Origin of the sequence: Microvirga sp. TS319 (assembly GCF_041276405.1) — a bacterium.
Classification (GTDB): Bacteria; Pseudomonadota; Alphaproteobacteria; order Rhizobiales; family Beijerinckiaceae; genus Microvirga.
On the sequence record NZ_JBGGGT010000001.1, the window covers coordinates 1,788,593 to 1,812,040 of the forward strand.

Here is a 23,448-nt window from a genome sequence, read left to right on the forward strand (position 1 = left end):
TCCAGAATGCCGCTCCTGATCGTGACCGGACTTGCCTATGAAGCGCGCATGATCGCGGGACCCGACCTCGTCACGATCTGCTCAGGAGGGTCGCCGGAACGGCTGCGCCATAAGCTTAGCCGACATACTCCTGCGTATAGGGCTGTGGTCAGCTTCGGGATTGCCGGCGGTCTTGATCCAAGCCTCTCGCCCGGCGATGTCGTTCTCGCTCAAGGTATTGTGAACGGAAAAGTGCGATGGCTCTCGCACCCTGGCCTCACCCAGGACTGGGTTCAAAGGTTGTCAGTAAGGGGCCAGAATGTCGTCGAGGCCGAGATTGCAGGGGTTGAAGACACGGTCCGGACTCCTGTCGCAAAAGCGGCACTTCGCTCCGCCACAGGCGCCGCTGCGGTCGATATGGAGTCCCATGTCGCAGCCGAATTCGCGGCCGTCTGCGGAGTTCCGTTTGCAGCCATTCGAGTGATCTGTGACGCCGCGAACCACTCACTTCCGCCATTTGTCGGTGACGCGCTGGATGCCGACGGGCTCCTGGATTGGCAGTATATCCTTCGCGGAGTCATGCGGCAGCCTATCCAGATCGCGTTGCTGGCGCGTCTTGCCCTCGCTTCATCGGCAGCCCTCGCAGGCCTACGTCACTGTCGGCCCCTTCTCGGACCCAATCTTGAGGTCGGCAATCTCGCCCAGCCTTTCAGTGACATTTCGTGAGTACGTAAACTGCGCCGGACGTTGTTGGCCCAGCGGGATATCCGGCACCATCGGGCCGCGCGTTGTCACTCCCTGCCAAGCGACTCGAGCCGCCTTCCAGGGCCGCCGAACCGCGTCCCTGACCGCCGATGCCTCATAGCCTGAGTGGACCATGCAGTCGGCGCATTTCTCATAGTGGCCCGTACCGTAGGCCTCCCAATCCGTTTCCTCCATCAACTCCCGGTAGGTCTTGGCGTAACCCTCGCCCAGGAGGTAGCATGGGCGCTGCCATCCAAAAATCGTTCGGGTGGGATTCCCCCATGGCGTACAATGATAGGCTTGGTTTCCAGCCAAGAAATCGAGGAAGAGCGCCGATTGGTTGAACACCCACCGCTTACCACCTTGGTCAAGACGGAAGATGCTCCGAAAGAGCTCCTTGGTGGCTTTTCGGTTGAGGAAATGCTGCTGGTCAGGAGCTCGTTCATAGGCGTATCCGGGCGAGACGGTGATCCCGTTCACACCAAGCTCCATGACCGTGTCAAAAAAGCGAGCGACTCGCTCTGGATCTGTACCCTTGAACAAGGTGCAGTTGATCGTTACCCGGAATCCTTTCGCTCGGGCCAGCTTGATTGCAGCAACAGCACGATCGTAGACGCCTGGCTGACACACGGACCGGTCGTGCATGCCCTTGTCGCCATCCAAGTGAATGGACCAGGTGAAGTATGGGCTTGGTTGATACTGATGAATTTTCTTTTCCAGCAAGAGCGCATTGGTGCAGATGATCACGAACTTACGCCGCGTGACAGCACCCTCGACAATCTGCGGAAGTTCTTTATGCAGGAGCGGTTCGCCACCTGCAAGGACGACGACTGGGGCGCCACATTCGTCTATTGCACCGAGGCAGTCCTCCAATGACAAGCGCCTGTTCAGGATCGGATCCGGATAGTCGATCTTGCCGCACCCTGCACAGGACAGATTGCACCGGAACAGAGGCTCCAGCATCAACACGAGTGGATAATGCCTTCGGCCCAGGAGATGTTGGCGAACCACATAGCCACCGATACGAAGAATTTGACGGAAGGGGATACCCACGAGCAGATCCTTGTCCTGGCGAAGTGCAGCACTTCGATCCTACTGATCTCAGGTAGTCGACAGTTCAGCAGGTAGGCGAAAGTTGATATTCTCTTCGATGCCCGGAAGCATGGAGATCTCGACCGGATACCTTCGGGACAGGGCATCGATAACCCTATCGATAAGCATTTCAGGTGCCGATGCACCGGCAGTCAACCCGACGACCTCGACCTTGAGCAGCCATTTGTCGTCAATGTCTGTCTCGTCTCCGATAAGATAACTGGGTATGCCCGCCTCCTCACCAATTTCTCGCAGACGATTAGAATTGGAACTGTTGCGAGCGCCGACAACCAATAGGAGGTCGCACATCTGACAGAGTTGCCGGACGGCCGTCTGACGGTTCTGCGTTGCGTAGCAGATGTCTCGAGTCTCGGGCCCGACGACCTCATGAAAGCGCCGCTCCAGAGCCGCAATAATCGACCGGGTATCGTCTACGCTGAGGGTCGTCTGGGTTACATAAGCGATGCGCGTCTCAGCTGGCAGATTAAGCGCGTCCACATCCGCCTCGGTTTGCACCAGATGAACGTTGCCATCAATTTGCCCTAATGTGCCTTCGACTTCCGGATGCCCGGCATGGCCGATGAGCACGAGCACCCGACCTTGCGCCACATAGCGCTGGGCTTGGTGATGAACTTTGGTGACAAGCGGACATGTCGCATTCAGCGCGGGCAGATTTCTTGCGTGAGCCTCTGCGACGACTGCACGAGATACGCCATGCGCACTGAAGATCACAACGGCCCCGTCCGGCACCTCACTGAGGTCTTCAACAAAGCGCGCGCCCTTCTTTTCCAGACCTTGAACCACATGCCGGTTGTGAACAATCTCATGCCGGACATAGATGGGAGCGCCATACTTGGCGAGGGCACGCTCTACGATTTCAATTGCACGAATAACGCCAGCACAGAAACCACGGGGCCGAGCGAGGATAACTTTCATATCCTATCCTCTTATGCACACGTTATGCAAAAGCCACGTTGAAGTCTCTACCTCGGGATGTGGCTCTTAAACTATCGCCAATTGCGGCGTTCTCGCACAACGATAATAACATCAATCTAGAGATATACTACTACGGTCCAATATTCTGTTCGGAGACATCCTCAAGCTCATCGAGGAAATACCTGAGCAATATACATTCAGCAGTGATGGTCACATCACCGTCGAGTTCAAGGCGCCTGCATCCATTGAATAGTCCCGCTGGCGCAAAGCACCGTTTGCCCCGGCAATCATGACTTCAAGATCGCTCGGTTCGACCCCCTATTGCGCGAACGAGGTAACGTGGAACACCCTCACTGAGGTATGCATGCCGCTTTGTATCCGGCTCCGCGTGAGCCCCTAGCGCCGAAGGAATCGTTGCACCCGAGCGAACAGCAACCTTGCTCGTTGCCGACAAGCTTGTCATCGTGCAGTCGCCTGACAGAGACAAGTTTCGATGGTGGGTTCGTATTCGAAGCCATTGCCCACTCTGGTTTCGAGTTTCAGCGGGGGCCCCTCGTTGCCCCTTGAGGATCCGCCACGCCGCCTGGTCGGCGTTGCTGATCACAATTGAGAGACGACGCGAGTAGCGCATTGTGCGGACCCTTCGGATCCGCTCAAGCGATGCGCTCCTCAAGTCTATGATCTTGAGCATCCCCTTACGCAACACCGGCTCCCGCTTTTGCGTTCGATGCTCTAGGAAACATCCCTGTCGCTGAACGAGACAAACGCAGGCAGCGCGGAGCCCACGTCGTGGTGATTCAGTCCCTGATGTAGGGCCAGTGACTTCCACGCCCATTTAACCTGGCCAGAAGGACATCATCTCCCAGCACCGCATTGGCATCGACCATTACCCTCGCTTTCGGTCCCGATGCACACCCAGACCGATACTCTGCAGCTTCTGTTCCTGCGCCGCTCCCAACGCCTCGAAGACCTTGGTGACGATTCCTGCGGCGTCGAGGCCGGCCTTGGCGTACATGCGCTCGGGCTTGTCGTGGTCCTGGTAGAGGTCGGGCAGCACCAGGGTGCGCACCTTCAGGCGGCCGCGATCGAGCGCGCCCTGCTCGGCGAGCAGCTGCAGCACGAAGGCGCCGAAGCCGCCCATCGCGCCCTCCTCCACGGTCACCAGAACCTCGTGCTGGCGGGCCAGATCGAGGATCAGCGCCGTGTCGAGCGGCTTGGCAAAGCGGGCATCGGCCACGCTCGTCGACAGCCCGCGCGCCTCGAGCTCCTCGGCCGCCTTGAGCGCCTCGGCCAGCCGGGTGCCGAGCGACAGCAGCGCGATGCGGCTGCCCTGGCGCACCAGCCGGCCCTTGCCGATCGCCAGCGGCACGCCCTGCGCGGGCAGATCGACCCCGACGCCCTCGCCGCGCGGATAGCGGAACGCGATCGGGCCGGCCTCATGGGCCGCGGCGGTTGCCACCATGTGCACCAGCTCGGCCTCGTCGGCGGCCGCCATCACGACCAGGTTCGGCAGGCAGCCGAGATAGGCCAGGTCGAACGCCCCGGCATGGGTCGGCCCGTCCGCCCCGACCAGGCCGGCCCGGTCGAGCGCAAAGCGCACCGGCAGGTTCTGCAGCGCCACGTCGTGCACGACCTGGTCATAGGCCCGCTGCAGGAAGGTCGAATAGATCGCGCAGAACGGCTTGTAGCCCTCGGTCGCCAGGCCGGCCGCAAAGGTCACCGCATGCTGCTCGGCAATGCCGACATCGAAGGTCCGGGCCGGGAACTCCTTGGCAAACAGATCCAGCCCGGTGCCGGACGGCATCGCGGCCGTGATGGCGACGATCTTGTCGTCCTGGCGCGCCTGCGCGATCAGGCTCTCGCCGAACACCTTGGTGTAGGCCGGCGCATTGGCCTTGGCCTTGGTCTGCGCCCCGGTCACCACGTCGAAGGTGGCCACGCCGTGATACTTGTCGGCGGCGGCCTCGGCCGGGGCATAGCCCTTGCCCTTCTGGGTCACCACATGGACCAGGATCGGCCCGGTCTCGGCATCGCGCACGTTCTTCAGGATCGGCAGCAGGTGATCGAGGTTGTGGCCGTCGATCGGCCCGACATAGTAAAAGCCGAGCTCCTCGAACAGGGTGCCGCCGGTCCAGAAGCCGCGGGCGAACTCCTCGGCGCGCTGCGCCTTCTCGTAGAGGAACTTCGGCAGCTTCTGGGCGAGCTGCTTGGCGGTTTCGCGGATGCCGCGATAGGTGCCGCCCGAGACCAGGCGGGCGAGATAGGACGACATCGCGCCGGTGGGCGGGGCGATCGACATGTCGTTGTCGTTGAGGATCACGATCAGGCGCGAATGCAGGGCACCGGCATTGTTCATCGCCTCATAGGCCATGCCGGCCGACATGGCGCCGTCGCCGATCACCGCGATGACGTTGTTGGCCTGGCCGGCAAGGTCGCGCGCCACCGCCATGCCAAGGCCGGCCGAGATCGAGGTCGAGGTGTGGGCGGCCCCGAACGGATCGTACTCGCTCTCGGCGCGCTTGGTGAAGCCGGACAGGCCGCCCGGCTGGCGCAGGGTGCGGATCCGGTCGCGGCGGCCGGTGAGGATCTTGTGGGGATAGGCCTGATGGCCGACATCCCAGATCAGGCGGTCGCGCGGGGTGTCGAAGACATAGTGCAGCGCGACCGTGAGCTCGACCACGCCGAGCCCGGCCCCAAGATGCCCGCCGGTCACCGACACCGCGCTGATCGTTTCCGTGCGCAGCTCGTCCGCAACCTGCCGCAGCTGCCCTTCCGAGAGTTGACGAAGATCCTCAGGGATCGTGATGGTGTCCAGGAGCGACATTGACATGTGCAATACTCCTGTTGGCGACTATAAACCCAACTGGCTTACGATAGAATCCTAAAGTTGCTCCGGAATCGGAATTCGCGCAAATAGTAATTTACGGCCTAGGTTGGCTGGATTCTCATGGCGGCGTAACTGGCATAATCAATGCCAATCACCCCTGAGATGTAGGACTGCCATCCCGATTAATAATCGGAGCAGGGCATTCAGTTGTCGGGACAGTCTAACAGCGCGCGCAAATGACGTTTACCAGTCCAATCTGTCACTTCAGAAGACACCAGATGGTTGGACCCGTACATATCCGAAAATAATGTCACGTTGAACAAGATCAGGTGCCTTGAGGCAACCGCGGCCACTTGCAAACTCGGCCACTTGCAAGCTCGACCACTTGAAGGTCAACTGCCGATGCAAACTGCAGACTTCCACGCTGCCATACCATGGAGATGATGAACATGGGTTGCAATAGAAGAGCGGTGGGAGCGGGAAGGATCGAAGTGATTGCACACCCTTGAGAACACGGCAAGAATCCACTGCAAGCCTCATACGGATTCTCTCTGCGGCCCGTGAGTTAGAGCATCGTGCGAAGAAGTGGGGACCGGTTCTTCGCGAAAAACGATGCTTCGCCAAAGAGAAAGAGCAAGCATTCTGATCCCGTCAGAATGCAATTTGCTCTAGGTGCTGGGTATGGCAAAGTCTCGCACCTACAAGCGTCGCTGCTGTAGAGCGATTTGGTACGGAAACGCAGACATTCCAACTAGCCGGAAACTCCGCTCTGTGTCCCCTGATAGCTCGCGCAGCGTCAGTACCCATGACGCGGAGGAGATGATGTTAGAGCATCGGATGTGAGAAGTGGACCCACTTTTGGGATCCCATCCGATGTTCCAAGCCTCGGATGGCGCATCGTTCATGCGAAAGACCGGCGCCACTCGCTCGCACGATGTGCTAACCCGACGTTACCCGTCGGACAGTCTCCTCCTGCCTATCCAATCGACGGTCTTGCGCCGCGACAAGCCGCGTCATCTTGCGCAAGTCCTGCTCCCCCAGTTTCATTGCTGCGTCGAGCCAAATATCGACAATATCTCGCAGCTCCTCATACTTCAGAGGATTGATCCGCCTCTTTGAGCGGTAGATTGCACTGTGGGCGTTATGCTTGCGCCTGTTGCGCGCAATATAGTCCCGGACTGCGTTCTCTCCCTGGCCATCCTCAGCAAGAACGTCGACGACACCGAGCCGGTGTAGTTCCTCAGCGGAATAGACATTACCACTCATGATGAGCTTCTCAGCAGCTGCCGTACCGATCTTGCGGGACAAGAGGCTATATGCTCCCATACCAGGGAAGAGATTGAACAGCACCTCCGGCAATCCCATCTTTGCGCTCTTCTCTGCAATAAGAACATCAAAAGACAGTGCGCATTCGAAACCACCGCCTAGCGCATCGCCTTGCACCAAGGCGATGGTGATCAGAGGCGTATGGAACGCCATCGCATTCCCATAAACCACGTCGATACAGGCATAGGCGTATTCCTGCAGCCCCTTGTAGTCCCTGCGCCGGATGCAGTCGGCAAAGTAAGCCAAGTTCCCGCCGAAGTTATAGACGCCAGGTGTCTGAGATGCCGCGACGAAGTACTCTAAGTGCTCACGCTGTTCGCGATTGCCCTCCTCCACGATCGCACGAACGGATTCCTGGACGCACATCATGTCCCGCAGGAGTTCCATTGTGATCATTGGTTGCTGGCTCGGACGCATAGCCGCCCAATAGATCATCTGCTCAAAGTCAATCTTGACGTCGATGTATGGCAGAGAGAGGCTGGTTGGGTGAGGTCGTGCCGAGCCGGACGCGGAGATCGACCCCGGCGTGATAGGAGTCGGAATTTCCAGATCCGTAACGGACTGAGTGTTAGAAATGGAATGGTCATCAGCTTTGACCAACGGCGATCGCATCCTGCTCTCCATCATAGAGAATTCATCAAAACAGCGAGCTTCATCTCGCAGTCGAGCGGTGCACACCTGTCGGAGGCAACCTTCCTTAAGGATAATGATCCTTTAACGGTCACATGGATAGCACCTAGGAAGATTTGTCGAGCAACTTGGTTAACATCGACCACTTTCTACCAGGCGAAAGCATCAAAGAGGTTCTCTTTTCTTGGTATATGCGAACAGCGGCATTTCCAGTCACAAACTTATATTAACCAAATTCATAGAAGGCGAAGCACACAGGATACAATCCCTACGTAATCGCGATATGAATAATATGCTCCACGCAATCGCCTGTCGCTTTCGGAGGAAGGTAACGAAATGCGAGATCGGCGATCTACGCATCACCAGAGGGTTTCTCAAGAGGGACAAACAGAGCTCGCGCTTGAACACGCGGCATGCCTTATGAAGCGACGGCAACGGCGTAGGTCATCCGCCCAAGTTGCTCATTGGGCAGGCTCCGCGACGCCAGAGGATCGATCGAGCTGGCAGGCCGGGGATGGCCGAGGATAACACATGACAGCTATTCTGATCCTCGATGACAAAAGCACCAACCGCAACATTTACTCCCGACTCGCACAGACGACCGAGGATGGTGCAGTGGTGCATGCCTTTGCCTCCCCTGAGGAAGCTCTTGCATGGCTCGAAAGCAACACCCCTGATCTCATCGTTACAGACTTTCGAATGCCCAGCATGGACGGCGCCGAATTCACCAGGCACGTCAGGAACAGCTCCAACGGTATCGACGTTCCTATTATCGTCATAACCGCCTACGATGACAGAGCCTTCCGGCTCAGCGCATTGGATGCGGGGGCTACAGACTTTCTGCGCTCCCCGGTCGATCATTATGAATTCGTCACCCGTGCTCGCAACTTGCTTAAGCTGCAGCGCCAGCAGCAAAAGATCAAAGGTCGTGCCCAGGCCCTCGAACAGCAGCTGCGCATCAGCGAGCGCTCTCAAGAGGAACTCGTCCGCAGCAGCCGAGAGGCTCTGGCCCAGGTCATTGATACGGTGCCGGCATTGATCAGCGCAACGGACAAGGACGACCGCATTGTTTTCGTAAACGCCTACCTTGCCGATTTCGTCAACTCGACCCCTGAAGCTCTGACGGGGCAACGGCTGAGTGCTATCCTGCGAAGCAACAAGCCGGAATTCAGCCGCCAGATTCATCGATCCGTCGGAGGGAACCAGCAAACGTCCGTGAGCTTCGAAGAGAGCTTGATCGACATCGCCGGAGCCGAGCGGACGTTCCTGACAACGAAGACGTCAATGCACGCCTTTTCGGGGGCCGAAACAAGCGTTCTTACGACGTCGGTCGACATAACCGAGCGAAAGCAAGCCGAAAGCACGTTGCGGCACATTGCACTGCACGACACGCTGACCGATCTTCCCAACAGGAGAATGCTGTACGAGTGGATTCACCAGAAGCTCACCGGTGGAGGAGCCGAGTTCGCAGTCCTCCTGATCGACCTCGACCGCTTCAAAGCGGTCAATGATGCTCTCGGTCACGCGGGAGGAGACCGAATGCTCCAACTGGTGACAAGCCGCCTCCTCGGAATCGTATCGAGCACCGACCTTGTTGCGAGGATGTCGGGTGACGAGTTCGTCGTGGTTCAGGCGAGCATCAGATCCCCGGATGATGCGGAAGAGCTAGGGCGCAAGATCATCGATTCCCTGTCTGCTCCTTTCCTCCTTGAAGAGAGCGAGATCAGAATTGGGTGCACGATCGGGATCACGTTGGCGCCGCGCCACGGCCAGAGCGCTGAGAACCTCCTCCGGTATGCCGATCTGTCAATGTACCGAGCCAAGGCCGAAGGAAGGAACACCCTGCGGTTCTACTCGCCCGAGCTGGACAGCATCTCATGGAACAACATTGGTTTGGAGGTCGACCTCCGCAACGCAATTACCCGAGAACAGTTCGAGCTCCACTTCCAGCCCCAGATCGATCTGGCGACGGGATCGATTGTAGGTGCTGAAGCGCTTCTGCGATGGGTCAGACCGGAATTCGGCCTGACTTCACCTGCCTCATTCATCGATATAGCGGAAGAGACAGGGCTGATTAATGAAATCGGCGCATGGGTACTTAAGCAGGCCTGCACTCAGGCTGCGGCATGGCAAAACCTCCCATATTGCCCGCTTCGCATCTCGGTTAATCTGTCGCCCATGCAGTTTCTGCGCCAAGATATTGTCGGCCTTGTCGAAAATACCCTCACGGTGACGGGTCTCGATCCGCAGTTCCTCGAGCTCGAACTTACTGAGGGCAGTCTTCTCAAGGATGTCGAGCGAACCAAGCAGATCCTCCAGAGCCTGAAGAAACTTGGGGTGAGAATCGCAATCGACGACTTCGGAGTGGGATTCTCCTCTCTCAGTTATTTGAAGAACTTTGCAGTGGACACGTTGAAGATCGACCGCTCGTTCATCTCGAGTCTCCTGGCTGGAAGCCGTGACGAGGCCATCGTCAGGACGATCATCTCCCTGGCTCAAAGCCTTGATTTGAAAGTGATTGCCGAGGGTGTCGAGACGGGTCCCCAACTCGCGTGTCTGCTCAATCATGACTGCAACGAAGCTCAGGGTTACCTGTTCAGTCGCCCGGTGCCATCCGATGTCTTCGAGACTTTGCTCAAGGAGAACCCTCAGTATCTCCTATCAAGGCAGAGCATTGTGCCGAAGAGGGCTCAAAGCGCGTGCTAGCCGATATCCTGTCGCGCCTGAGGTGCAGCCCCGATCGTGAACACGAGATGACCCTGAACAGGCTCATCTTTCTGAGCCTGATCGCAGCTTACACTTACTGGATCAACCCTTCGGTGCCTCGCGAGGCGCTGATCAGCGCAATTGCGTTCGCAATCATCTCGATCGGCATCGCCGTCCATCTTCTCCTCAGACCCCACCAAGCAAGAGTCCGCCGGACTATTGCCATTATCAGTGATCTTGCAACCGCATCCATTCAACTTCACTACGTTGGCGAGACATCCGCGGCCCTTTTTCCGCTTTACCTATGGATTACGCTTGGAAACGGCTTCCGTTTTGGCGTCCAGTTCCTCTATGTCGCGCTGGCCGTCTCGGTTATGTGCTTCGCGATCGTAATTTATACTACACCGAGGTGGTACAATGACATCTATCTCTCAGTGAGCTTGCTGCTGAGCCTTGTCATTCTCCCATTCTATGCGGGTACCCTGATCCGCAAGCTGTCCAATGCTAAGGCGCAGGCGGAATCGGCAAACCGAGCCAAGACGTTATTTCTTGCCAGCGTCAGCCATGAGTTGAGAACCCCGCTGAACGCGATCATCGGTCTTTCGGGTCTCATATCGGAAACGTCCCTCGACGTCGAACAGCGTGGCATCGTCCGAACGATTAGCTCAGCCGGAGAGTCCTTGCTCCGGCAGATCAACAGCATCTTAAACCTATCCCGCATCGAAGCAGGGAAGATGCCGATCGATCAGGTCGACTTTGATCTTTCCGAAGTTCTTTCCACTGCCCGGGCGATGGTTCTGACCCAAGCTCAACAGAAGGGGCTCCGATTGACGATCCATATCGCTCCGGAGACTCCTCTCCAGTTGCATGGACCGAAGCACCATCTGACAGAAATTCTCCTGAACCTCCTCGGAAATGCCGTCAAATTCACGGAGAAGGGGTATGTCACGCTAGCAGCGCACCCTATCGCCGAGGGTAAACAGACTTTTGTTCGCTTCCTCGTATCCGACACCGGCATTGGTATCGCGCCCCAGGGACTCGGAAGAATCTTTGAGAGCTTCACCCAAGCCGACGAAACCATCGTCAACCGTTTTGGCGGAACGGGGCTCGGGCTTTCCATCTGCCGACAACTCGTAGATGCCATGGATGGCAAGATAGGGGTCGAAAGCAGAGAAGGTCACGGTAGTCGTTTTTGGTTTACGCTTCCGATGAGGGCATTGGATCCGGAGGCAGCGGGCGGACAGCTGTCTCAGAAGATCCAATCCCTCCTGGTCTGCGCCGAACCTAGCCTTGCCCACACCATTGCAACCCGACTTGGAGACCGCGAAGGTATCCCTGTCTCTCAGACCCTGTCCGAGGGGAGCGAATGGCTTTGGCAGAACAGAGATCGGCAGGTCGTGCTGTTCTACTATAGTGACCTGCCAGACGACCGTATTGCGGCAGAGATCGAAAGGGCAGACCTTCCTATCCCTCCAATTCTCATACGCCCTGGTACCTCCCGGATCTTCACGGCTTCGGAGCTGATGCATGTATCAAGCAGCATCCTCCCGCTCGACTTCATGCAAAACGAAGCTCAGGCCGCCTCAGTTGCAGCGGCCGCGCAAACGTCTTGGGCTCAGTCGCTATGGGGCGCCCCGAGCGTAATCGAGCTACCCAGCGCATCGCGTCCTCTCTCGATCCTTGTGGCGGACGATAATGCGACAAACCGAACAGTCCTATCGAAGATTCTGGAGCGCGGCGGGCATACAGCGCGATGCGTCCGGAACGGAGAGGACGCGCTCAGCGCACTTGAGGAGGAATCGTTCGATCTAGTCATCCTCGATGTCAACATGCCGGTGATGACCGGTATCGAGGCTGCCAAACTGTTCAGATTCTCCGAGCCCCGAGGCAGCCATACTCCGATCATCGCCCTCACGGCCGATGTCACGCCGGAAGTTGCTGCCGAGGCGCTCGGCGCAGGTATGGATGCCTGCCTGACAAAGCCCGTACAGCCAGCAACGCTTCTCAAGGCGATCGAGGAGCACGTAGCCGCCCATCGCACGCAAACGTCGGCCGAAAGTGCCCCAGCGCCTGCCGCCCCGACGGACACCCCTTCCTCCGTTATAGACGAAGCCGTGCTTAAGGAACTGGAACACCTGGGCGGACAGGATTTCGTTCGCAGTCTTGTGGAAGAGTTTTTCTCCGATGCCGGCCATATTGTCGGCGAGTTACGGGATGCAGCTGCGTCAGGCGACACGCACAGGTTTCGCCTCGAAGCTCACGGCTTGCAGAGCGCATCCGCGAATGTGGGCGCAAAGACGGTGCATGAAATCTGCATCCGTTGGAGACGCATTACGAGCGCTGATCTTGCCGCAAGCGGGGCAGAGCAGGTTGAACATCTGGTGCGCGAGCTTGCGCGTACCCATAGCCTGTTTACGAAGTATCTCTTCGAGCCGGTCAGCGCTTAGACAACGTTGCGCCTGCTGGCAAACGGCAGCCCAAGGGCGCCGATCGCGGGGCGTCCAGCGCCAGGGCGCCCCGGTCTTGATGATCCAGCGCAGGCCATTGAACGCCTCGCGGAGAGAGTGCTCACGCTGGCCAGCCTCTCCGGGCAGAAGCGTCAGATTGGGCGCGACAAAGGCCGTTCTTCGTCAGGCACATCGGAGGGGTAAGGTTCGAGAGCAGAGGTCATCCCGCCACAACGAAGATGACCTCAATTCAGGCCCGTAACAGCCGCTGCAGCGTCGGACGTGCGATCGAACCCACATCCGATGCTGTCAGCCTATGGTCTCGAGCATCTTTTCACGCAATACCGGTTCCCACTTCCCGGGTTCGATGATCGAGTGGCACATCAAACCGACGCAACACCTTGTGATCGCAGTTTCTGCCATGCTTCATAAGCTGAAAGCACTGTTTCCATCTGCGCCGTGTGTCCCGCGACAAAATCATCACCGTAAATCGTTTCATCAGGGTATTCAGTGATAAGCGTCAGCGGCACGGTATGCCGATCGTCCACCGAGGAAAGGCATGGAAAGCCATTGATGACGCGAAAGCCCGTTTCGCCCGCGTGGATTTCGTAGAGCGCGATCTGGCGATCGTTGAACTCCAAGAGACCTGGAATGGCGCCGAGATGACGCGTCACATGGTCCAACACCGCCTCGGCCGCCTCCTCCCAACCAGCGTGATGCCGCATGACGAGAAAGAAGCCTTTGGGCAGCGTCCACATGGCGAAGTTACGCGGCACATAGCCGGAAAGCGGCCGCGTCCACTCATGCGCTGGATAGCCGTGAAGGTTCACATGCAACCCGGCACCACTCAATTGTTGCGCCTTGAGACGGATAGACTTTTCGTTGAGATGAGGGCCCGCATTCTCCTCCGTTCGATACTCCAGATCGTCGCCGAGCGCAGTGTAGCGAGCGGCATGGTGCATATGCCGCGGATTATCGATGCGCAACCGCTGGTGTAGTGCATATCCGTCGGGGTTTTCCAGTGGCGAGACGGTGAAATGCGCATTCGCGCGCTGCTTGAGTATGCGTGCGGCGCGAATGGCGCCGACGATCCCGGTTGTCTCGTTAGGGTGTTGCCCCCCACTGACCATCACTGCGGCATCACCGCCCTTCAGATAGCGCCCCGACAGATTTCTGCCTGAACGCGAAAGTGCATTGAACTCTTCGCCCCCGATATCTGCGAGCAACCGCGTGATCTGTCCGGCGGCCAACGGCTCGCTAGCCGTATCGACCGATTGGTCCAAGCCATCGCAGAAGGCCGTCGTTAGCGGTCGTACCTCGACGCGAACCGATATGGTGCCCTCGCTCTTGACGATCTCCGGGACGATCTGACCGGGCTTCAGCCCTCGGTCGCCGAGCGGGCGACCCGACTTCTTCTGAAAGAGCTCCAGCAACGAGAAGTATAGATCCTCGTGCATCGCCTCTCGCAGACTGACAACCTCGTCGCCGACCGGGAGCGGCAGGTCCTCCGCCGGATGGACGACGCGAATGTTGAGTTCAGGGAAGTAAGGCTCCTCATCGTTCCATTCGTAACCCGCTATCGCCCGGATGGTGTTCTCAAACAGGCGCTCGTAATCGGTCTCCAGCCGCTCGCCCTTCTCATCTCCGGCGAACCGGACCCAGCCGGTCGGCGACAGGTTCATTTCCCCGACGATATCCGAGTGAACGCGGTTCGGGGCGAACACCTTCAGCGTCTCCGGCATGCCGGCACGGGTGATGATCACGTCGTAGCAGAGCTCGCTGTCCTCGCGGGGCAAGAACACGATCTTCGCCTCGCCGACCAGAGCGGCAAGTGGGTAGGCCTCGAGACGGAATCGGTTGTCAGAAGCCGCAGGATGGACAGGATAGCGGATCTCGATTGCGGTGACGCCGACGAGATCGATTTCCTCGAGAAATGCAAAGAGGAGCGGCTTGTAGGCGCTTCGGATACGTGCGGTGACACCTTTGTCCGCCAGCGCCTGTTCTGCCGCCCGACGGCTTCGCGTGTCGTCGAAGGTCCACGCTTCGAAGGACTGTCCCCGAACGGCGCGCGCCACGAGTTGTTCGAGGCTCCGCTCGAAGACCTTAGAAAAAATCTCACTCATCAGGAATTACCTTGTTCTGCCCGTTGGATCGAGGCTGTCGCGTAGCCAATCCCCCAGCAGGTTCAGGCCGAGCACCGTCAGCATGATCGCCAAGCCTGGAAAGACGCTGACCCACCAAGCTGTCTGGAGATAGGTCCGTCCGTCCGCCAGCATTCCGCCCCAGCTCGGGATGGTGGGATCGACGCCCATGCCCAGGAAGGTCAGGCTGCTTTCGAGCAGGATGTTCGTCGCGACATTGAGGGTCAATAGCACGATGACGGGGCCAAGCAGATTTGGCAGCAGGTGCTGGAAGATGATGCGCCGGTCCCTCACGCCGATGGCGCGGGCCGATAGGATGAATTCACGTTCGCGCAGGGAGAGAACCGAGCCCCGTACGAGGCGGGCGTATTGCACCCATTGCGAGACGATCAGCAGGATGATCGTGTTGGTCAGACTGCCGCCGACAATGGCGATGAAGGTGATGGCCAGAAGGATAAACGGCATCGCGAGCTGGATGTCCGCGAAACGCATCACGAGCATATCCCAAAAGCCACGGTAATAACCTGCGATAAGACCCATCAGCACCCCGAACACGACGGCGCCGGCGACGGACGTGATACCGACGAGCAGCGAAATCTTGCCCCCCATTACGACACGCGCCAGCACATCGCGGCCAAGCGGATCGGTGCCAAGGGGGTGGGCAGCCGAGGCGAAGGGCTTCGCCAGGCGCGCCATCAGGTCGATCTTGTCGGCGCCGCCGGGAAACAGCAGGTCGGAGAACAGCACGGCCAGGCAAATGACGCTGGTAAGGAATGTGCCAAGAATGAACTCGACACTCATGAACCGTGACGAGCGGGACAGGGTTGCGGCCATGCGGTTACTCCGTGCGGATGCGGGGATCGACTAAGCCATAGGCTATGTCGACCAGAAGATTGATGCCGACGATCATCAACGAAAGAACGGTGATCACGCCCTGGAGAACGGGGAAGTCCCGCGCTCCGACCGCATCGAATGCCAGCGTGCCGAGGCCGGGCCAGTTGAAGACGCGCTCGATGACGACGATGCCGCCGAGAAGACCGCCGAACTGGATGCCGAAATAGGTGATCAGCGGAATGGCGCAGTTCCGGAGCGCATGCTTGTAAAGGACCTTGGTTTCGCTCAGGCCCTTCGCGCGGGCGACCATGATGTATTGCGACTGCAACGTTTCCAGCATCGAGGTCCGGACCAGGCGGACGTTCGTGGCAGTCAGGATGATCCCCATGGTAAGGGCAGGCATGATATAGCTCGAAAGCCCGACCATGCCGCTCGGAGGCAGGAGATTGAGCGTGATGGCAAACAGCAGCACGAGCATGGTGGCGAGCCAGAAGTTCGGGAAGGACAGGCCGACGAGCGACAGGATGCGGACGACCTGGTCCGCCCACTTTCCGCGCGCCGTCGCCGCCTTGATGCCGAGAGGTATGGAGAGCACGATCGAAACCGTGATCGAGATGAAAGCCAGCAGCAGGGTTGCGGGAAGCGCCTGAGCAATCAGCGTCGTCACGGGCGCATTGCCGGCGAAGCTGCGCCCCATGTCCAGGGTCATTAGCCCCTTCAGGAATAGATAATATTGTTCAAGGAACGGCTTGTCGACGCCGAGTGCCTGCCGGATGCGCGCGAGGTCATCCTCCGTCATGCTGCCGCCGCCCTGAAACATCGTCACGGCCGGGTCGCCCGTCAGGCGAATGGCGAAGGATACGAGAAGGGTGATGGCAATCACGATGAAGATCGCCTGAAGCAAGCGTTTGATGAGGAAGCCGGCCACGTATTTATTCCCGAAACGGTAAAGGGAGCGCCGCCGCCTTCTTGGCGGCGGCGCCGGGTTCGGATCATTCCACCGTGACGTCGGTGAATTTCATGCGGTTGTCAGGCGCCGGGACGAAACCTTTGACGCGCTTGCTGACGCCGTAGATCGCCTTGGTATTGTAGAGCGGCAGTTCCAGCGCGCGGTCGGCGGCATAGGCGGCGATTTGGCGAAGGATCTTTTCGCGCTCCGCACGATCGGTCAGCGGTCGCTGCGATTCCAGGAGCTTGTCCAGCTTGTCGTCCTTGTCGTACGGATTCCAGCGTTCGCCCGAGTGGTACATGGAATAGGCGGTGTTGTCGTAATCGAAGGTCCAGCCGCCCCACTTCTGCTGGAACATCGCCCCGGTCTTGCCTTGCGGGATGATGTCATTCAACAGCACGTTGGTTTCGTAGGGCTTGATCGTGGCGGTGACGCCGACGGCCTGAAGATAGCTGGCGACGATCTGCGCGACTTCGTTCATCGTCGCGTCATTGCCCCGGATGTCGATCTGCACCGTTGCGCCCGGCTTGACGCCGGCTTCTGCAAGCAGCTTCTTGGCGCCTGCGGGGTCGAAAGGAAGCGGCTTCAGCGCCGGATCGTAACCGAACGAGAGCTCACCCTGGAACGAGGCAATCTCGGCCGCCTGGCCAGCGAGCAGCGACTTCACGATGGTGGCCCGATCGACCGCCATGGTGAGAGCCTTGCGCACCTTCGGATCGGCGGTAATACCGTCGCGGGTGTTGAAGCGCAGCGCATCGACCGTTGGCCCGGGAACGCTGACGACCTGCAGCTTGGAATCTCCCTCGATGACCGGGATCATGCCGATCGGGATCGTCGGCGGAATGACGAGATCGACACGGCCGGCCTGGAGTTCGGCGACGGCGGTCGAAGGCTCGGTAATGAAGCGGTACTCGAGTTCCGAGAGCTTCGGCGCGCCGCCCCAATAATTCGGGTTGGCTTCGAGCTTGATGTCGACCTTCGGCGTGTAGGACACGAACTTGAATGCCCCGGTGCCGACCGGATTGACGTTGAAATTGTCCTCGCCCTTTTCCTTGATGTACTTGGGCGGCACGATCATGGCGCCATAGCCGGCCAGCTTGGTCAGGAGAACCGGATCGGGAGCCTTGAGCTTCATATCGACGGTGAAGGGATCGACGATCTCGACGCTTTCGATCGCCGTGTAGTTGGAGCGCTGCGGACCCTTGGCACCCTGCTCGCCGAGCAGACGGTCGAACGTGAACTTGACGGCCTCGGCATTGAAGTCCTCGCCATCGTGGAACTTGACGCCCTGACGCAGCTTGAAGCGGATGCGTTTGCCTTGGTCCAGCTCTTCCCAGGATTCCGCGAGGCCGGGAACGAGCTTCAGGTCAGGACCGCGATAGGTCAGTCCGTCGAAGATGTTGGTGGCGACCGCCGCCCATTGAACCAAAAAGGTATCGACCGGATCCCAGCTGCCCGGGTCCTGCGGGGAGGATACCGTGAGCTTGCCCGCAGCGAGGGCGGGAGCGGCCGAGAAAGCCACGCCGGAAAGGGCGATAGCCATGAAGGACCTAGCGACTCGTCTTTTGATTGTACTCATTTCCTGTTCCTCTCAGAAAGTTGCGATTTTTCGCGGGTGTTCAGGCACTCTTCGCGACGAAGTGGCCTGGATTGATTTCCTCATGCATGAGGATCGTGGGCTCATCGCCGACGCGACGTACCGGATTGGGGATCTCGCCCTCGAGCAGCGTCGAATTCCGCTCGGCGTTCGGATCGGCAACCGGTACGGCGGACAGGAGCCGGCGCGTATAATCATGCGTCGGTTGTTCAAAGACTTGGCGGCGACTTCCGATTTCCATGATCTGGCCGAGATAGAGAACGGCGACGCGGTGGCTCACCTTCTCGACGACAGCCATGTCGTGGCTGATGAACAGATAGGCCAATTGACGCTCCGCCTGCAGGTCCATGAACAGATTGATGATCTGCGCCTGAATGGAGACGTCGAGCGCCGAAAGGGCTTCGTCTGCGATGATGAGCTTCGGATCGGATGCAAGCGCGCGGGCGATGCAGACGCGCTGGCGCTGGCCGCCAGAGAACTCGTGTGGATAGCGGTCGGCATGCGTGGAGCTCAGGCCCACGCGTTCCAGCAACTGGTCGACGCGGCGCCGGACTGCCTTGCGATCCGAAATAAGGCCATGTGTGTTGATCGGCTCGGCAATCGAGAAACCGACCGTCTTGCGCGGATCCAACGAGGCGAAGGGATCCTGAAAGATGTACTGGACCTCTTGTCGCATCCGAAAGCGCTCCGCCGCGGACATGGACGAATAGCTCTTTCCATTGAATGAGATTTCGCCCGAGATGGCGGTCTGCAGCTGCTGGATCGTGCGACCGATCGTCGATTTGCCGGACCCGGATTCACCGACCAGCGCCAGCGTCTCGCCCGGATAAATGTCGAAGCCGACCTTCGAAACGGCGCTCAGGCGATGGGTCACCTTGCCAAGGATGGTCTTGCGTATGTCGAACCGGACGAACAGGTCCTTGACGGACAGAAGAGGCTTTTCATCATACTTCGCCGTATTCTGCACGCGTTCCTCGCCGACCATCGTCGGCTCGCCGTTCTGAAGAACCGTCAGCGGCATGCGCTTCGGGAACTCCTCCCCGGCCATGCTGCCAAGACGGGGGACGGCGGAAAGAAGCGTCTGCGTATAGGCATGGCGCGGGTTGGCGAAGATCTCTCCGACCGGCCCCTCCTCGACCTTTCGGCCCTTCCACATGACGACCACGTCATCAGCCATCTCGGCGACCACGCCCATGTCGTGCGTGATGAAGACCATGCCCATGCCGAGCGTCGTCTGTAGATCACGCATGATGTTGAGGATCTGCGCCTGGATGGTCACGTCGAGCGCCGTGGTCGGCTCATCGGCGATCAGGAGCTTCGGCCGGCACGCGAGCGCCATGGCGATCATGACACGCTGGCGCATGCCGCCGGAAAGCTGGTGCGGATAGCGGCCGAGAAGCGCTGCGGAATCGGGCAGGCGCACCATGTCGAGCAGGCGACGGGCCTCGGCCATCGCCGAGGCCTTGCCCATCTTCTCATGCAGCATCAGAACTTCGCAGATCTGGTCGCCGATGGTGAAGACCGGATTCAGAGACGTCATCGGCTCCTGGAAGATCATGGCGATCTCTTTGCCGCGGATCGACCGCATCTCCTTCTGAGACGCCTTCAGGAGATCCGTCCCGTCGAACAGGATGCGGCCGCCGACGAACTTCGCGCCCATCATGTCTGCAAGCCGCATGGCTGAAAGCGACGTCACCGATTTGCCCGAGCCGGACTCGCCGACGATCGCCAGCGTCCTTCCCGCCTGAACCTTGAACGACAGGTCGTCCACGACCCGATTGCCACCAAATTCGACGCAGAGACCCTCGACCGACAGAAGCGGTTTGCGATTGTCCGTCGGTGTCGTCATATCCGTGTCTCCGGCTTGGGCTGCGCTGTACTGGTCTTGGCCGCGCCGCTCTCCCTGGCGATGCGGGCCAGGATGGCGCCGGCGTTCTGAGAAGAGCCGGCTTCGGCCAGGATGGTGAGAACGCCGGAGACCGGCGCGGTTACGGCGGTCTCCATCTTCATCACTTCCATCACGGCCAATACTTCACCCGTCTCTACGGTAGCGCCATCGGAAACATTCCATTGAACAAGCACGCCGGGCACAGGCGCCAGCACGGTCTCTGCATCGGTCCCGTTGCTCTCTTGCGCCTTTGATCGGCCAGACGATGCCGGCATCGGGCCGAGCAGGCGGCGAAAAGCATCGGGGATGCCGATCTCGACACGTTTTCCGTCGATTTCGACATGCCCCCGCAACAGCCAGACATCGGGCGCCGGCGCTGGCCGGTCGGCCGCTTCCAGCACCTCGGCGAAGTCGGTCTCGATCCACCGCGTATGGACGCGGAAATCCGAGGCAAAGTCCGGGTGCTCGATGACGGCACGGTGGAACGGCAGGACAGATGGTACGCCGCCGATCTCGAACTCGCCAAGCGCGCGACGCGCCCGGGCGATCGCCTGTTCGCGTGTTGCTCCCCAGACGATCAGTTTGGCAACCAGAGAATCGAACATCGGCGGAATGATGGAACCGCGAGTGATGCCGGAATCGAGCCGTACACCCGGGCCACAAGGAGGCGCAAACGCGGTGATCTCGCCGGTCGACGGCAGGAAACCGCGTCCCGGATCTTCCATGTTGATGCGGAATTCGATCGCGTGACCGCGCGGTTCGGTCATCTCGGTGATGCTGATCGGGAGACCTTCCGCAATACGGAACTGTTCGATGACGAGGTCGAGACCGGTCGTCTCCTCGGTCACGGGATGTTCGACCTGGAGACGGGTATTGACCTCGAGGAAGGAGATCACGCCATCGGCGCTCAGCAAGAACTCGACGGTACCCGCACCCGTATAACCCGCCTCTGCGCAGATATCGCGCGCCGCCTTATGGATCCTCTCGCGCTGCTCCTCGGAAAGAAACGGCGCGGGCGCCTCCTCGACAAGCTTCTGGTTACGCCGCTGCAGCGAGCAGTCGCGAGTTCCGACGACAAGAACATTCCCGAGGCGGTCCGCCAGCACCTGCGCCTCGATATGCCGCGGGCGGTCGAGAAACTGCTCGACATAGCATTCGCCCCGACCGAAGGCAGCCACCGCTTCGCGGGTCGCCGATAAGAACAATTCTTCGACTTCGTCGAGCCGGCGGGCGATCTTCAGGCCGCGACCGCCGCCGCCGTGCGCAGCCTTGATCGCGATCGGCAGGCCGAAGCTCCTGGCGAAAGCCAGCGCCTCCGCCGAATCGGAGATCGCGCCGTCGCTGCCGGCGACCAGTGGAGCACCGACCTTCTGGGCGATGCGGCGTGCTTCGAGTTTGTCACCGAGAGCTTCGATAACCTTCGGATCGGGACCGATCCATGTCAGACCGGCGCCGACGACGGCCTCGGCAAACTCGGCGCGCTCGGACAGGAAACCATAGCCGGGATGCACGGCATCCGCGCCGGCGCGCTTGGCGATGGCAATCAACTTGCCGATATCGAGATAGGTGTCCTTGGCTACGGCGCCATTCAACGCGTAGGCCTCGTCTGCCATTGCGACGAACAGCGCGTCGGAATCCGCGTCGGCATAGACGGCGACGGAGGTCAGGCCGTAATCCTTGCAGGCTCGGATGATCCTTACCGCGATCTCGCCACGGTTTGCTATCAGAACCTTCTTCATGCGCTTTGTCCGGGAGTGATGTAGGGAGCGAAACGGTTGACCGCATTGAAACGGATGCGCGCTCCGACGGGAATTTGGCCGGCGAGATCGAGATGATGGCTGGCGAGATTGGCGATGACGGGATAACCGCCAGTGAGCGGATGGTCGGCGAGGAAAAGGACCGGCTGGCCGCTGGCCGGCACCTGGATGGCCCCGCGTACGGTGGCCTCGCTCGGCAACTCGCCGTGGTTCCGGCGTTCCAGCGCCTGACCCATCAGGCGGATGCCGACGCGGCTCGACTGGGGGGTCACCGACCATTCCTGTGTCAGGAAGTTCTGCACGGCCTCGTCGGTGAACCAATCGGTACGCGGGCCCATGACCACGTCCAGTGCAACCGTCTCGTCGCTGCTCGGCATGGCGAATGCCGGCAGTTCCGACGATACGAACGCTCCCACGGGCGCCGTCCTAATGAGGATGACGTCGCCGGAACCAAGTGCCGCCGGGCCAATCTGCGCCAGCGTATCGATCGCGGCGCTGCCGAGGACCGGCGCTATGGCGAAGCCACCGCGAAACGCGAGATAGGAGCGCATTCCGGCCGCCGGCCTGCCAAGCGAAACGACGTCACCGTCGTCGAGCGCGATGGTGCTGTGGTGCGGAGCGACAATCTTCAGTCCGCTTGCATCTGTAACGGTGATCGATGTTTCGGCACCCGCCAGGGCCATGACGCCCTGGCCACGCATGCGAAAACTCAAACCGCCGAGTGTGATCTCAAGTGCAGCGGCATTCGCCGGATTGCCGACAAGGCGATTGGCGGCCTTTAAGCTTGCCCGGTCGACCGCGCCCGAGGCACTGATGCCTTGCCGCGCCAGACCGGGGCGGCCGAGATCCTGAAACAACACCGGCAGACCGATGGAGAGGATTTCGATCGCGGCCGATCCCGCACTTGGCCCAGGGCAGTTTGCTGGCTTCGCTGAGACCTTCTCCGAGTCCTTGACTTCATAGGCATGGCCGCCTGCCATGTTGCGGAAGCGCACGCGATCACCGGGCTGCAGCAGCGAGGCGGGCGTGCGATCGATCTCGAACATGGCGAGCGGCGTCGTACCGATCAACTGCCAGCCTCCGGGGCTGGCCTTCGGATAGACGCCGCTGAATTCACCGGCAAGACCTACGGCCCCCGCCGGCACCTGGGTGCGCGGCGACTTGCGGCGCGGGACATTCAGACGCGGATCGCCGCCCGAAAGATAAACGAATCCGGGCGCAAAGCCGGTAAAGGCAGCGACGTAATCGCTTTCGGTGTGCAGGCGTATGACCTCGTCGGCGCTCATGTTCAGAATGGCGGCGACTTCGGCGAGATCTTCGCCGTCGTAGCGGACGGGAATTTCAACCAGCGCGCCCGAAGCCGCCTTGCGTTCGCCGCCCGCTCGTGCCGCAACTGCGTCCACCAGGGCGTCGTCGGACAGCGTATGAGGGTCGAACGCGATGAGCAGCGTACGGGCTGCCGGAATGACTTCGCGGATGCCGGCAACCGGGTTATTCTCGAGTGCATCGAACAGCGCCAGCGCCTCTTCGAGATCAGCCAACTCGACCAGAACGCAGTCGCCACGCACCGGAAGGATGCGGATCGACATATCGCG

14 protein-coding genes and 1 pseudogene are annotated in these 23,448 nt (G+C 59.8%); 3 read left to right on the forward strand and 12 right to left on the reverse strand.

The window, feature by feature from the left end; translation table 11 throughout:
- Window positions 1–48 precede the first annotated feature (48 nt).
- Window positions 49–705: a nucleoside phosphorylase gene (locus AB8841_RS08170; protein WP_370435280.1), complete on the forward strand. Its 657-nt coding sequence runs from the start codon at window positions 49–51 to the stop codon at window positions 703–705.
- On the opposite strand, the gene hpnH is transcribed toward AB8841_RS08170, so the two are convergent.
- From hpnH to AB8841_RS08190, 4 genes are all read right to left on the reverse strand, one after another.
- Window positions 628–1,776: an adenosyl-hopene transferase HpnH gene (gene hpnH / locus AB8841_RS08175; protein WP_370435281.1), complete on the reverse strand. Its 1,149-nt coding sequence runs from the start codon at window positions 1,774–1,776 to the stop codon at window positions 628–630. The genes AB8841_RS08170 and hpnH overlap by 78 nt on opposite strands.
- Before the next feature lie 48 nt (window positions 1,777–1,824).
- Entirely contained in the window at window positions 1,825–2,751 is a 927-nt protein-coding gene (gene ispH / locus AB8841_RS08180; RefSeq protein ID WP_370435282.1) for a 4-hydroxy-3-methylbut-2-enyl diphosphate reductase, read from the reverse strand.
- Window positions 2,752–3,637: 886 nt separating this feature from the next.
- Entirely contained in the window at window positions 3,638–5,581 is a 1,944-nt protein-coding gene (gene dxs, locus AB8841_RS08185; protein ID WP_370435283.1) for a 1-deoxy-D-xylulose-5-phosphate synthase, read from the reverse strand.
- Between the two features lie 936 nt (window positions 5,582–6,517).
- Complete coding sequence (locus tag AB8841_RS08190) at window positions 6,518–7,516, reverse strand: crotonase/enoyl-CoA hydratase family protein (protein ID WP_370435284.1); 999 nt, start codon at window positions 7,514–7,516, stop codon at window positions 6,518–6,520.
- Between the two features lie 549 nt (window positions 7,517–8,065).
- Between AB8841_RS08190 and AB8841_RS08195 the strand changes: the two genes are divergently transcribed.
- Complete coding sequence (locus AB8841_RS08195) at window positions 8,066–10,240, forward strand: putative bifunctional diguanylate cyclase/phosphodiesterase (protein WP_370435285.1); 2,175 nt, start codon at window positions 8,066–8,068, stop codon at window positions 10,238–10,240.
- A 374-nt stretch (window positions 10,241–10,614) separates the two neighbouring features.
- Window positions 10,615–12,687 (forward strand): ATP-binding protein, encoded by a 2,073-nt coding sequence (locus tag AB8841_RS08200; protein ID WP_370435579.1) that lies wholly within the window; start codon window positions 10,615–10,617, stop codon window positions 12,685–12,687.
- Here the strand turns inward: AB8841_RS08200 and AB8841_RS08205 are convergent.
- The 8 genes and pseudogenes from AB8841_RS08205 to pxpB all read right to left on the reverse strand — a co-directional run.
- A pseudogene (locus tag AB8841_RS08205) lies at window positions 12,661–12,911 on the reverse strand (transposase); the annotation flags it as partial. The gene AB8841_RS08200 and the pseudogene AB8841_RS08205 sit on opposite strands and share 27 nt — an antisense overlap.
- A gap of 159 nt (window positions 12,912–13,070) precedes the next feature.
- Window positions 13,071–14,810: a M14 family metallopeptidase gene (locus AB8841_RS08210; RefSeq protein ID WP_370435286.1), complete on the reverse strand. Its 1,740-nt coding sequence runs from the start codon at window positions 14,808–14,810 to the stop codon at window positions 13,071–13,073.
- Between the two features lie 6 nt (window positions 14,811–14,816).
- Window positions 14,817–15,662, reverse strand: a complete 846-nt coding sequence (locus tag AB8841_RS08215; protein ID WP_370435287.1) for an ABC transporter permease — start codon at window positions 15,660–15,662, stop codon at window positions 14,817–14,819.
- Window positions 15,663–15,666: 4 nt separating this feature from the next.
- On the reverse strand, window positions 15,667–16,590 hold the full coding sequence (locus tag AB8841_RS08220; RefSeq protein WP_370435288.1) for an ABC transporter permease: 924 nt from the start codon (window positions 16,588–16,590) through the stop codon (window positions 15,667–15,669).
- 64 nt (window positions 16,591–16,654) lie between these two features.
- Entirely contained in the window at window positions 16,655–18,190 is a 1,536-nt protein-coding gene (locus AB8841_RS08225; protein ID WP_370435289.1) for an ABC transporter substrate-binding protein, read from the reverse strand.
- 40 nt (window positions 18,191–18,230) lie between these two features.
- On the reverse strand, window positions 18,231–20,057 hold the full coding sequence (locus AB8841_RS08230) for a dipeptide ABC transporter ATP-binding protein (RefSeq protein ID WP_370435290.1): 1,827 nt from the start codon (window positions 20,055–20,057) through the stop codon (window positions 18,231–18,233).
- Window positions 20,054–21,835, reverse strand: coding sequence for a biotin carboxylase N-terminal domain-containing protein (locus AB8841_RS08235; RefSeq protein ID WP_370435291.1), 1,782 nt, complete (start codon window positions 21,833–21,835; stop codon window positions 20,054–20,056). Before AB8841_RS08235 ends, AB8841_RS08230 begins: the two co-directional genes overlap by 4 nt.
- The gene (gene pxpB / locus AB8841_RS08240; RefSeq protein WP_370435292.1) at window positions 21,832–23,442 is read right to left on the reverse strand and encodes a 5-oxoprolinase subunit PxpB; all 1,611 of its coding nucleotides are present in this window, start codon (window positions 23,440–23,442) and stop codon (window positions 21,832–21,834) included. The genes AB8841_RS08235 and pxpB overlap by 4 nt, the downstream gene beginning before the upstream one ends.
- Window positions 23,443–23,448: the final 6 nt, after the last annotated feature.